Source organism: Streptomyces sp. CNZ287, from assembly GCF_007827615.1.
On record NZ_VISV01000009.1, the window covers coordinates 1 to 11,914 of the forward strand.

Genomic DNA, 11,914 nt, shown 5'->3' on the forward strand with positions numbered 1-11,914 from the left:
ATCGGTGCGGATCTGACGTATGCCTGGCCGACCAACGAGATCGCGGTGATGGGCGCGGAGGGCGCGGCGAACGTGATCTTCCGGCGTGACATCGCGGCCGCGGACGACCCCGACGCCAAGCGGGCGGAGATGGTCAAGCAGTACAAGGCGGAGCTGATGCACCCCTATTACGCGGCCGAACGCGGCCTCGTGGACGACGTCATCGACCCCGTGGACACCCGCCAGATCCTCATCCGGTCCCTGGCGATGCTGCGTACGAAACACGCGGACCTGCCGGCGCGCAAGCACGGCAACCCGCCCATGTAGTGCGGAAGGTCACCAAACGGCGGCGCCTTCCCGGGCGCCGCAGCTCAGTGCTGCTCTCGCCGAGGGTGACAGTTTTGTCGACGCGGCGATGCATTGACAAACAGACCGCTCAGTATCTTTAATCGGAGTGATTCACGTCACGATGCGCACTGTGCTCAGGGGCAGCAGCGGACGCGGGGCACGTCTAGCCTGGTCCGCTCCACACATGGGGGATCGATGGACATTGAAGTGCTTGGTCCGTTAACAGTGCATTTACGGGGGAGGCTTGTTCTCCCGACAGCGCCCAAACCGCGGAAGCTGCTGGCCATGCTCGCGCTGCGGGCCGATCAGGTGGTGCCGATTACGGTCCTGATCGATGAACTCTGGGGCCAGAACCCGCCGCGGAGCGCCCGCACCACCATGCAGACCTACGTCCTCCAGCTTCGCGAACTCATCGGAGAGGCGCTGGAGCTGGGCGGCGGAGACCGCGGGGCCGCCAAGGACGTCCTGGTCACCCTGCCGGGTGGGTACCGGCTGGAGACCAGCGGCGGAAGCGTCGACTTCCGCGAGTTCGACCGCCGGGTGGCCGCCGGCTACCGGGCGTTCGGCGCGGAGGACTTCCACGCCGCCGCGCGGCTGCTGCGCAGCGCGCTCTCGCTGTGGACGGCGCCCGCCCTCGCGGACGTCCAAGCGGGCCCGTACATCAGGATGGAGATCAACCGCCTGGAGGAGACACGCCTGGGCGCGCTCGACCGGCGGATGGAGGTCGATCTGCGCCTCGGCCGGCACCGGGAGGTTCTCTCGGAGCTGACGCTGCTCGTCAACCAGCACCGCACGAACGAGAGTCTGCACCGGCAGTTCATGCTGGCGCTCCACCGCTGCGGGCGGCCCGGCGAGGCGCTGAGCGCCTACCAGCGGTTGCGGGCCACGCTCGTGGAAGAGCTTGGTCTGGAGCCTTCGCCTCAACTGCAGCGGTTGCAGCGGGCCATCATCGCGTCGCGGGGGACTCAGTCCCCGGGGCGCGCGGTGGTCGAGCAGCCGGAAGCGCCGGCCCGGCACGGATGACCGGTGTGCTCCGGTGGCGCTCGTCGCGCCTGCGGCCGCGTGGGGCGGCCGTCGGTCAACGGCTGCCGGCGGGCCGGGCGGTGAACTGGTCGAAGCGCTGGAGCAGCGCCTGATGGTCCCGGGTGAGCCGGTCGAGGTGACGCCGCATGCTGGCGATCTCGACGTGCAGGGCGCGGTCCCCGCCGCCCGCCGCCGCGGCATCCGTGAGCGCGCCGGGGTCCCGCGCGCCGAGGAGGGGCTCCGTCGCGACGGCGAGCCGTTCCGAGTGCCCGGCGAAGTCCGGCGGATAGAGCGCCGAATCGTGGTCGAGCACCGCCCTGAGGCGACCGCGGAGTACGGGGCCGGGCTCGATGCCCAACTCCCGGGCGAGCCGGGCACGTGCCCTGTCGTACACGCTCAGTGCGTCGGCCTGCCGGCCGCACCGGCAGAGGGCGACCATCAGCAGGTCGTAGAAGCGCTCCCGCAGCGGGTGGCGGACGGTCAGCTCGGTCAGCTCGCTCGTGATCTCGTGGTGCCGCCGGGTCCGCAGGCACGCCTCATACAGCGCCTCGAGCGCGACGAGCCGCGCCTCCTCCAACTGCGCCACCTCGCCCGCGCACATGTCGAGCGACGCCCCCTCCAGTACCGGGCCGCGCCAGCACGCCAGCGCGCGCCGCAGCAGGCGGGCGGCCTGTTCGGGGTCGCGGTCCAGGAGTGAGCGGCCCTCCAGCGCGGCCCGCCGGAAACGGCCCGCGTCCGTCGCCGCCCCGCCGAGGCGCAGCGCGTAGCCCGCTGCACAGGTGGTGATCCACTCCCGCTGCGGCTCGCCGGGGCGGGAGGGGGGCAGGAGCCGGCGCAGCCGGCGGATGTGCGCCTGGAGGGCGTTGGCCTTGTTGGCGGGCGGGGTCTGGACCCAGAGCTCGTCGATGAGCTGCCGGGCCCGCACCGGCCGGTTCGCCTTCGCGATGAGTGCGCCGAGCAGCGCGCGCTGCTTGGCTCCGCCCGGCACCATGCGCAGACCGGTGCGCTCGTCGTGGACCTCCACGGAGCCCAGGATGCGAAACTCCACCGCTTTTACTCCTTGTCCCTGTGGGAGCGAACCGGAACGAGTGCGACAGCGAAACGCTCAGGTGGAAGTGCCGGTCGATCGTTCTCGCTGCATATATCCCACCAGGGATCTTAGACGCCCGGGACGGCTCTGGCTTGTTTGCTCAAGCGGTCTCCAGGGGGTTGTGTAATGAGGCTCAAGTTCTGCGGACGTGGTGGTTCCGTGGACCTGGGTCAATGGAATTCGAGGTCCGCTTGAAGAGCGGTCCAGGGACAATGGGGGAAGCCGAGTTGATTGTTACCGTGCTTCATGCCATGGCTCGGGTGGAAGAGCGTCGGAGTCCGACGATGCGACAAAATCGACATCAACGGCCGGCTGCCCGTCCGGAAACGGAGGAGGCCGGGTGAGGTACGGAGGCAACCGTGCGCATGAAGGTTTTGGGTCCGCTGAACGCCGAGGTCAACGGGTTGTCCGTGGTGCCCACGGCCAGCAAGCCTCGTCAGATATTGGCACTGCTCGCCCTTTATCCGGGGCGGGTTGTTCCGGTATCAACACTCATGGAGGAGATCTGGGGTACAAAACTGCCGGCGAGCGCCATGACTACCCTGCAGACCTACATCCTCCAGCTCCGCAGACTCCTCGGCACCGCCATGGGCCCCGACGCCCCTGGGACGGCCAAGGATATCCTGGCCACCCGGTACGGGGGTTATGTCCTGCAGATCCCGCCTGAACGGGTCGATGTCTACGAGTACGAACGCCTCGTCGCGGCCGGTCAGCGGGCCGCAGAAGACCGCGGCGACGACCGGGAGGCGGCCGAGCTGTTCCGGCGCGGCCTCGACCTGTGGGACGGCTCCGCCCTCGTCGACATCCGGGTGGGCCCGGTCCTGGAGATCGAGGTGACCCGGCTGGAGGAGAGCCGGCTCGTCACCCGCGAACGGTGCATCGACGCCGATCTGCGGCTCGGCCGGCATATCGAGCTGATCGCCGAACTCACCGACCTGGTCGCCCGCTACCCCCAGCACGAGGGGCTGCACTCCCAGGCGATGGTGGCCCTCTACCGCTCGGGCCGCCAGGCATCGGCCCTGGAGATCTACCGCCGGCTGCGCCGGCGGCTGATCGAGGAGCTCGGAGTCGAGCCGTCGCCCCAACTCCAGCGCCTGCACCACGCCATGCTGTCCGTCGACCCGCAGCTCGACGTTGCGGCGGGCCCCCGCCGGACGTCCACCTTCGATCTGTACCCTGCTGAAGCCATCCGTGGCCCCGGCCCGAACGGGCCCCGCCGCGCCGGTGCCGCGGAGAGACGCGCCGCACGGTGAACCAGCCCGGTCCCCGGGGGTCCCCGAGACTTCCTGCCGCTGGGGGCCTGTCGTTCGGGTCCTGTCGCAACCCCCGACGAAGATCCGAACGACAGGCACGGTGGGTGTCCGCAACCGGTTGGCGCGTTGGTCTGTGTGTGGTGCGTCGTCTTGAGTTGACTGATCAGGCGTGGGCGGTGATTGGGCCGTTGCGGGCACCTTCGCGGGACGGGGCGTCCGGTGCGGGATCGCCGCCAGGTGGTCAACGGCATCCTGTGGAAGCTGTCCACCGGGGGCACGGCGGGATCTGCCCGAACGCCACGGCCCGTGGAACACGGTCTGCGAACGCCTCCGCCGCTGGTCGGCCAACGGCACGTGGGAACGGTTGCCGGCCCATGTCCAGCAGCACTGCGATGCTGTCGGGGCGGTCGACTGGAGTGTGGTGTGCGTGGACGCCACGACCGTGCGGCTCACCAACCACGTCAGATCAGCGGCTGCCTGAGGCGTGGCGAAAGCTGCTGCCGGCTCGATCGCACCGCCTGCCGCCGCCGCAACCTGGTCGAACGCGGCTGCAACAAACTCAAGCACCACAGAGCCCCGGCCACCCACTACGACAAGGATCCCGCCATTACCAGGCCATGGTCACCACCGACTGCCTGCAACTCTGGCCCCTGATATTGCGGACACGCCCTATGAGCGCCGGTTCAGTTCCTGTTCGATGGCCCGCTCCAGCGGGGTGAGGGCCATACCGGGGCAGAGCCGTTCCGGATGGCCCGCCGATGGGCCATCCGGCTCCGACTGCTGCTGATCGGGGGTGGGTGCGGGTTGCCAGACCCTGCCCGTGTAGTGCGTCCCGAGGGCTATCAGGCAGCGGTGCAGCTCCTGCGTCACGCGCTTGCCGAGGGCTCGCATGAAGGATCGCACGGCGGCGCTCAGGCTTCCCTCCCTCGTCGGTACCGACGTCTCGTTCCTACGTACCCATCGTCGGTACGCACACCCTCGGTGAGCCGGGTCGAGTTCCCTTCGAAGCCGCCTCAAGCGCTCCGCCGCAGGCTGGGCCGACGACGCGAGCGGCCGGTCGCACGGCCTGGGAAAGGGGCGCCACCATGCCGACGAGCGGCGTGCAGCGGCTGCGGTTGTGGTTGAGCGCCGCCGGTGAGATCAGGTCGTGGACCCTCGTCCGCTCGCTCGGTGCGATACGCAGACGGGTGGAGTTCCGGCTGGAGATGCAGGCCGAACCGGTCAACGCGGTCGTCGTGAGTCGGCGCGTCGAGCCGCTGACGGTGCGTCAGGGAACGGCTGGGGCGCAGCAGCGTCGCCGCGATGGAGGAAAGCGTGGTCCGGCCTCTGTGGCCGGCAGCCCGTCCACCCGGCCCCGCCCGCCGGACCGCGGCGGACCGCGCGGCCCCGCCGCGGAGCTGGTACCGGAGCCGTCTGCGACGCAGCCGGAGATGTCGTCGGCGACGGTGCCCGAGCCCGGTTCCACGGCGCGTCGAGCGGGTCTTCCGGCGCCTCTCCATCCAGCCCTTAGCGCTGCGCGTGAAGCTGCTGTGACGGCGCGACCGCCGACGGACTCCGAGGAGGGGACCATGGACGAAGACGACTCCGTGATCCGTCCGACCGACATGCCGCAGCCCGCCCCGATGCTCAGGCTGCCGGGCTGCGACGACGACGATCCGACGGAACCGAACGTGGTACGGGGGATCGACTGACGATGACGCTGTCCCACCGCCCCGGGGCGGCGCGCGGCCCGGAAGGAACCGAGGCCCTCCCTGCGGCCCTGCCCGGGGTCACGCCGGGGGTCGCCGCCTTCCTCAACGCGCCGCACGCCGCCGTGCTCACCACCCTCAGGCAGGACGGGTCCCCGCACCTCGCGCCGGTGCGCTTCACCTGGGACCCCGGCACGGGCCTCGCCCGGGTGCTGACGGTGCGGACAGCCCGCAAGGCCCGCAACCTGCTGGCCAGTCCGGGGGCGGCGACCGCGCTGTGCCAGGTCGACGGCTTCCGGTGGGTGACCCTGGAGGGCCCGGCCGAAGTCTCGGACCACCCCGCCCGGGTCGAGGAGGGCTTGCGCCGCTACGCCGAGCGCTACTGGTCGGCGCCGCCGAACCCGCCCGGGCGGGTGGTCGTGGAGCTGCGGGTCGAGCGGGTGATGAGCCTCAACTGCTAGGCCCTGCCCGACGAATCCCACCCCCGGCAGGGCCCCTGGTTCCGCCCCCGGGGAGATCAGCTCCCGGGCGGCGTCCCCTCCAGCCAGATGACGGTGAACTCCAGCAGGGTGAGCCGCCACCGGCCGTCGTCCGTGCGCCGGGCCTCGCCGCTCACCCCGGTGCCGGTCACGAAGAGCGGCGGCCGGTCGCCGCCCGGGTGGTGCACGTGGGTGGAGACGAGGTTCGCGCGCAGTTTCGCCACGTTCCCGCGGACGTCGGTCACCACGGGTGAGTGAAGATGCTGGGTGCGCGCGAACGCGGCGAGCGACGTGCGGTGCCATTCCGCCATCCCCCTGATGCCCTCGTGCCGGCTCATCGGGAACACCACGGCCGCGTCCTCCGTGAAAAGTCCGCGGGCCCAGTCGTCGTCCAGTTCCCCGGTGTCGAGACCGATCAGATAGGAATCCACGAGTCCGGCCACGGCGGCGGCGTCGAGAAATTCGAGAACGGCAGGTGATTCGGTGGAAGTCATGGCACGAGGATGCTGCAGGGAGCCATATCAGGCCAAGCGCGGATGTGCTTCCTCTGACATTCTTGACGTTCTTCTGTAATTCCCTGTCAGAGTTCTGTACTGATTCGTCTTTACCGCTCGCCGGCCGCCTGCCCATACTCGACCCGACACCAGTGGGAACGACGACAGTTGGGCGACGATGGATAATCATGACGCAGATGTGATCATCGTGGGCGCCGGGCCCACCGGACTCATGCTCGCGGGCGAACTGAGCCTGCACGGAATGTCGGTCGCGGTGCTGGAGAAGCTCACCGAGCCCATGCGGCAGTCCCGCGCGCTTGGCTTCTCCGCCCGTACGATAGAGGAATTCGCGCAGCGCGGTCTGCTCAGCCGCCTCGGCGACGTGGACGTCATTCCCGTCGGGCACTTCGGCGGCGTACCGCTCGATTACCGCGTGCTCGCCGGCGGTTCCTACGGCGCCCGCGGGATTCCGCAGTCGCGCACGGAGGCCATGCTGGCGGGCTGGATCGGCGAACGCGGCGTCGAGGTGCGCCGCGGCGTCGAGGCGACCGGCCTGGCGCAGGACGCGGACGGGGTCACCCTCACCCTCGCCGACGGCGGCAGCCTGCGGGCGCGGTACGTCGTCGGCTGCGACGGCGCGCGCAGCGTCGTGCGCACCGCCGCGGGCATCGACTTCCCCGGTACGGACCCCGCCATCGAGCTGCGGTTCGCCGACATCTCCGGGGTGCGACTGCGGCCCCGGTTCAGCGGCGAGGCCGTGCCCGGTGGCATGGTGATGGTGCTGCCGCTCGGCCCCGACCGCTGCCGCATCATCTACTACGACCGCCGCGAGCCGCTGCGCACGAGCACCGAGCCGATCACCTACGCGGAGGTCACCGAGGCGTTCGGGCGGCTGGCCGGCGAGGACATCTCCGGCGCCACCCCGCGCTGGGTCAGCTCCACCACCGACGTGAGCCGGCAGGCGGCCGAGTACCGGCGCGGCCGGGTCTTCGTCGCGGGCGACGCCGCCCACATCCACCTGCCGATCGGCGCGCAGGGCATGAGCGCGGGCGTCCAGGACGCGGTCAACCTGGGCTGGAAGCTCGCCCTGGTGCTCCAGGACCGGGCCCCCGACGCGCTGCTCGACACGTACCACACGGAGCGCCACCCGGTCGGCGCGCGCATCCTCGCCAACACCCTCGCGCAGCGCATCCTCTACCTCGGCGACGACGAAGTCACGCCGCTGCGGGACGTGTTCGCCGAGCTGACCCGGCACGACGAGGTGCAGCGGCACCTGGTCGGCATGGTCACGGGCCTGGACATCACGCACGACATGGGTCCCGGAGACCACCCGCTGCTCGGCCGCCGGCTGGCGGACGCCGAGCTGGTCAGGGACGGCTCGAAGACCACGGTGTACGAGCTGCTGCGGACCGGCCGCGGCGTGCTCCTCGACCTCTCCGGCGGCCCGCGGCTCCGGGCGGCGGCCGGGGGCTGGGGCGACCGGGTCGACGTGGTGGCCGCGGAGCCCGGCGAGGGGCTGCCGGAGAGCACCGCGATCCTCGTACGCCCCGACGGCTACATCGCCTGGATCGCCGGGACCCGGGAGAGCACGGCGGGACTCGACGAGGCCCTCACGCGCTGGTTCGGCCCCGCGGCCTGATCCCCGGCTCCGTACGGAAACCCACTTCTCCACCGACTCAAGGAGACAGGCATGCCCATTCTCTCCCCCGAGGACAAGCACCTGACCGTTCTCAACCTGTTCACCACCGACAAGCCCGAGAACCAGGACCGGCTCATCACGGAGATGCGGAAGATCGTCGACACCGCCGCCTTCGAGGGCTGGCTCTCCTCCACCGTGCACGCCGGCCAGGAGAGCCCCGGCACCGCCAACTTCATCCAGTGGCGCAGCGGCGAGGACCTGGAGGCGCGGTACGCGGGCGAGGAGTTCAAACACCGCACGCTGCCCGTCTTCGGCGAGATCACCACCTCCATCCGGCTGCTGCAGAACGAGATCGTCTACACCCAGCGCCACCCCTCCCAGGGGAGCGTCACCGAGGTGTCCCCCGACCGCGACGACTTCACCGTCATCGAGGTCTTCAAGACCACCGAGGAGAACCAGGCGCGGCTCGTCGAGGCGCTGGGCGAGGGCCAGAAGTGGCTGGTGGACGTGGAGGGTTACCGCTCCCACACGGTCTTCCGCGGCCTGCGCGCCCGCTTCCTGGAGGGCGCCTTCGCGGTCGTCTACTCCCAGTGGGAGAGCAAGGAGGCGCACGACGCCTACCGCACCCGGCCGGAGGCCGACATGTCGGAGACCCGCCGCAACTCGGAGGCGACGCTCAAGTCGCTGGCCACCGAGCGGGACTGGAACTCCTACCGCGTGGTGCACAGCCGCAAAGCCGGTGAGTGACCGCCCGCGAGCAGCACGAGGAGACAGAGCCATGCACCGCAGCACCCTGATCGTGGCCCGGATGGCGCCGGACTCCGCCGCCGACGTGGCCCGGCTGTTCGAGCGGTTCGACGGGACCGACATGCCCGGGCGCATGGGCACCACGCGCCGGCAGCTCTTCAGCTTCCACGGGCTCTACTTCCACCTCCAGGACTTCGCGTCCGGCGAGGGCGAAGAGCGCATCGAGGGGGCCAAGGACGACCCCCGCTTCGTGCGCATCAGCGACGACCTCAAGCCGTACATCGAGCCGTACGACCCCGTGACCTGGCGCTCGCCGCGCGACGCCATGGCCACACGCTTCTACGCCTGGGAGGCGGGCGCATGACCCAGCGTCGCGTCGTGATCACCGGGATGGAGGTGATAGCGCCCGGCGGTGTCGGCCGGGAGGAGTTCTGGGAGGAGATCAGCGAGGGCCGTACGGCGACCCGGGGCATCACGTTCTTCGACCCCGCCCCGTTCCGGTCCCGCGTCGCGGCGCAGATCGACTTCTGCGGGCTCGACCACGGGCTGAGCCCGCAGGAGGTACGCCGCATGGACCGCGCGGCCCAGCTCGCGGTGGTCGCCGCGCGCAACGCGGTCGCCGACAGCGGCCTCGACCCGGCGGGGCTCGACCTGTTCCGGGTCGGGGTGACGGTCGGCAGCGCCGTCGGGGCCACGATGAGCCTCGACAGCGAGTACCGGGTCGTCAGCGACGGGGGCCGGCTGGACCTCGTCGACCACCGCTACGCCGTCCCGCACCTCTACAACCACCTGGTCCCCAGCTCCTTCGCGACCGAGGTGGCCTGGGCGGTCGGCGCCCAGGGGCCCACCGCCGTGGTGTCCACCGGCTGCACCTCCGGCATCGACGCGGTCGGCTACGGCGTCGACCTGCTGCGCGAGGGCTCCGTGGACGTCATGGTGGCGGGGGCCTCGGACGCGCCGATCTCGCCGATCACCATGGCCTGCTTCGATGCGATCAAGGCCACCACACCCCGCCACGACGAGCCGGAGCGCGCCTCCCGGCCCTTCGACGGCACCCGCAACGGCTTCGTCCTGGGCGAGGGCAGCGCCTTCTTCGTCCTGGAGGAGCTGGAGAGTGCGAAGAAGCGGGGCGCGCGCATCTACGCCGAGATCGCCGGCTACGCCACCCGCTCGAACGCCTACCACATGACCGGACTGCGCCGCGACGGCGCCGAGATGGCCGAGGCGATCCGGCTCGCGATCGACGAGGCCAGGCTCAACCCCGAGGACGTCGACTACATCAACGCGCACGGCTCGGGCACCAAGCAGAACGACCGCCACGAGACCGAGGCGTTCAAGAAGAGCCTCGGCGACCACGCCTACCGGACGCCGGTCAGCTCGATCAAGTCGATGGTGGGGCACTCGCTCGGCGCCATCGGCTCCATCGAGATCGCCGCGTCCGCCCTGGCGATGCGGCACGACGTCGTGCCGCCCACGGCCAACCTGCACACCCCCGACCCCGAGTGCGACCTCGACTACGTGCCCCTGACCGCCCGCGAGCACCGGGTGGACACCGTGCTCACCGTCGGCAGCGGTTTCGGCGGCTTCCAGAGCGCCATGGTGCTCGCTTCCCCGGAGAGGAGCCCCCTATGACCGCGGTCGCGGTCACCGGCCTGGGCATCGCCGCGCCCAACGGCCTGGGCACCGCCGACTACTGGGCGGCCACCCGCGGCGGCAAGAGCGGCATCGGCCGCATCACCCGGTTCGACCCGTCCGGCTATCCGGCGCGGCTTGCGGGAGAGATCCCCGGCTTCGTCGACGCCGACCACCTGCCCAGCAGGCTGCTGCCGCAGACGGACCGCGTCACGCGGCTCGCGCTGACGGCGGCCGACTGGGCGCTGGCCGACGCGGGCGTCGACACCGGGGCGTTCGACCCGCTGGACATGGGCGTGATCACCGCGAGCCACGCGGGCGGCTTCGAGTTCGGCCAGTACGAGCTGCAGAGCCTGTGGTCCAAGGGCAGCCAGTACGTGTCCGCGTACCAGTCCTTCGCCTGGTTCTACGCGGTCAACAGCGGCCAGATCTCCATCCGGCACGGCATGAAGGGGCCGAGCGGCGTCGTCGTCACCGACGAGGCCGGCGGTCTCGACGCGCTGGCGCAGGCCCGCAGGCAGATCCGCAAGGGCACGCCCCTGGTGGTCTCCGGCGCCGTCGACGCCTCGCTGTGCCCGTGGGGCTGGGTGGCGCAGTTGGCCGCCGGGCGGATGAGCGAGCGCGACGAGCCGACGCGCGCGTACGTGCCGTTCGACCGCGACGCCACCGGCTACGTGCCGGGGGAGGGCGGCGCGATCCTCGTTCTGGAGGACGCGGCCGCCGCCCGCGCCCGCGGCGCCCGGAGCTACGGGGAGATCGCCGGCTACGGCGCCACCCTGGAACCGGGCCCCGAGGCCGGCCCCGGGCACGCAGACCGGGGGGCGCTGCGCCGGTCGATCGAGATCGCCCTCGCCGACGCCGGTCTCGGCACCGGCGACGTCGACGTCGTCTTCGCCGACGGCGCGGGCGTGCCCGAGGAGGACGCGGCCGAGGCCGGGACGCTGTGCGAGGTCTTCGGGCCGCGTGCGGTGCCGGTCACCGTGCCCAAGTCGATGACCGGCCGGCTCTACTCCGGCGCCGCGTCGCTGGACGTGGCGGCAGCGCTGCTGGCCATGCGCGACGGCGTCATCCCGCCCACCGTGCACGTCGACCCCTGCCCCGAGTACGACCTGGACCTCGTGCTGCACCAGGCCAGGCCGGCCGCGGCGCTGCGGCACGCGCTCGTACTGGCCCGCGGCCACGGCGGCTTCAACGCCGCCATGGTGCTGCGCGCCCACCCGACCACCACCGGCTGAGACGGACGGACGGATACCGATGACCGACAAACCCTTCACCCTCGACGACCTCAAGCGGGTCCTGCTCCAGGCCGCGGGCGCCGACGAGTCCACGGACCTGGACGGCGACATCCTGGACGCCACCTTCGAGGTCCTGGGCTACGAGTCGCTGGCGCTGCTGGAGACCGCGGGCCAGATCGAGCGCGAATACGGGATCTCCCTCGACGACGACGCGCTGGCGGACGACCTGACCCCCCGCACCCTGATCGACCTCGTCAACGGCCGTCTGGCCGCGGCCCGCGCCACCACCGCCTGAGCGAACAGTGAG

The 11,914-nt window shown here is 71.2% G+C and carries 13 protein-coding genes and 2 pseudogenes; 12 read left to right on the top strand and 3 right to left on the bottom strand.

All coding sequences use genetic code 11. The features are described 5' to 3' along the window. Positions 1–306 (top strand): carboxyl transferase domain-containing protein (locus FB457_RS17545; protein WP_486589053.1); only part of this gene is annotated, 306 nt, incomplete at its 5' end. 216 nt (positions 307–522) lie between these two features. Beyond that, positions 523–1,350 carry an AfsR/SARP family transcriptional regulator gene (locus FB457_RS17550; RefSeq protein ID WP_047019012.1) on the top strand — a complete coding sequence of 276 codons (828 nt, stop codon included), beginning with the start codon at positions 523–525 and terminating at the stop codon, positions 1,348–1,350. A gap of 55 nt (positions 1,351–1,405) precedes the next feature. Here FB457_RS17550 and FB457_RS17555 read toward each other — a convergent pair whose 3' ends face one another. Continuing rightward, positions 1,406–2,398: an AfsR/SARP family transcriptional regulator gene (locus tag FB457_RS17555; RefSeq protein WP_047019013.1), complete on the bottom strand. Its 993-nt coding sequence runs from the start codon at positions 2,396–2,398 to the stop codon at positions 1,406–1,408. 401 nt (positions 2,399–2,799) lie between these two features. On the opposite strand from FB457_RS17555, the pseudogene FB457_RS17560 reads away from it, so the two are divergent. Further along, positions 2,800–3,621: pseudogene (locus FB457_RS17560) on the top strand (AfsR/SARP family transcriptional regulator); the annotation flags it as partial. A 176-nt stretch (positions 3,622–3,797) separates the two neighbouring features. Beyond that, positions 3,798–4,340 (top strand): annotated as a pseudogene (locus tag FB457_RS17565) (transposase); the annotation flags it as partial. Positions 4,341–4,362: 22 nt separating this feature from the next. On the opposite strand, the gene FB457_RS35685 reads toward FB457_RS17565, so the two are convergent. Next, positions 4,363–4,584, bottom strand: a complete 222-nt coding sequence (locus tag FB457_RS35685) for a DUF6059 family protein (protein ID WP_047019014.1) — start codon at positions 4,582–4,584, stop codon at positions 4,363–4,365. A 677-nt stretch (positions 4,585–5,261) separates the two neighbouring features. Between FB457_RS35685 and FB457_RS36230 the strand changes: the two genes are divergently transcribed. Next, positions 5,262–5,384 carry a hypothetical protein gene (locus FB457_RS36230; protein WP_301540189.1) on the top strand — a complete coding sequence of 41 codons (123 nt, stop codon included), beginning with the start codon at positions 5,262–5,264 and terminating at the stop codon, positions 5,382–5,384. Positions 5,385–5,386: 2 nt separating this feature from the next. Further along, the gene (locus FB457_RS17570) at positions 5,387–5,842 is read left to right on the top strand and encodes a pyridoxamine 5'-phosphate oxidase family protein (protein WP_078898535.1); all 456 of its coding nucleotides are present in this window, start codon (positions 5,387–5,389) and stop codon (positions 5,840–5,842) included. 56 nt (positions 5,843–5,898) lie between these two features. On the opposite strand, the gene FB457_RS17575 is transcribed toward FB457_RS17570, so the two are convergent. Continuing rightward, positions 5,899–6,354, bottom strand: a complete 456-nt coding sequence (locus FB457_RS17575) for a nuclear transport factor 2 family protein (RefSeq protein ID WP_047019015.1) — start codon at positions 6,352–6,354, stop codon at positions 5,899–5,901. 178 nt (positions 6,355–6,532) lie between these two features. Here FB457_RS17575 and FB457_RS17580 point away from each other — a divergent pair, with 178 nt between their 5' ends. Genes FB457_RS17580 through FB457_RS17605 form a run of 6 tightly spaced genes read left to right on the top strand, consistent with a single transcriptional unit; the run spans position 6,533 to position 11,902 of the window. Next, positions 6,533–7,993, top strand: coding sequence for an FAD-dependent monooxygenase (locus tag FB457_RS17580; RefSeq protein ID WP_145782362.1), 1,461 nt, complete (start codon positions 6,533–6,535; stop codon positions 7,991–7,993). A gap of 51 nt (positions 7,994–8,044) precedes the next feature. After that, positions 8,045–8,740 (top strand): antibiotic biosynthesis monooxygenase family protein, encoded by a 696-nt coding sequence (locus FB457_RS17585; protein ID WP_047019017.1) that lies wholly within the window; start codon positions 8,045–8,047, stop codon positions 8,738–8,740. Between the two features lie 31 nt (positions 8,741–8,771). Next, a complete protein-coding gene (locus FB457_RS17590) occupies positions 8,772–9,104 on the top strand; it encodes a TcmI family type II polyketide cyclase (RefSeq protein WP_047019018.1) in 333 nt (110 codons plus the stop codon). Beyond that, positions 9,101–10,372, top strand: a complete 1,272-nt coding sequence (locus FB457_RS17595) for a beta-ketoacyl-[acyl-carrier-protein] synthase family protein (RefSeq protein WP_047019019.1) — start codon at positions 9,101–9,103, stop codon at positions 10,370–10,372. Before FB457_RS17590 ends, FB457_RS17595 begins: the two co-directional genes overlap by 4 nt. Then, positions 10,369–11,607, top strand: coding sequence for a ketosynthase chain-length factor (locus FB457_RS17600; RefSeq protein ID WP_047019020.1), 1,239 nt, complete (start codon positions 10,369–10,371; stop codon positions 11,605–11,607). The genes FB457_RS17595 and FB457_RS17600 overlap by 4 nt, the downstream gene beginning before the upstream one ends. Positions 11,608–11,626: 19 nt before the next feature. Continuing rightward, positions 11,627–11,902, top strand: a complete 276-nt coding sequence (locus tag FB457_RS17605; protein ID WP_047019021.1) for a phosphopantetheine-binding protein — start codon at positions 11,627–11,629, stop codon at positions 11,900–11,902. Positions 11,903–11,914 lie beyond the last annotated feature (12 nt).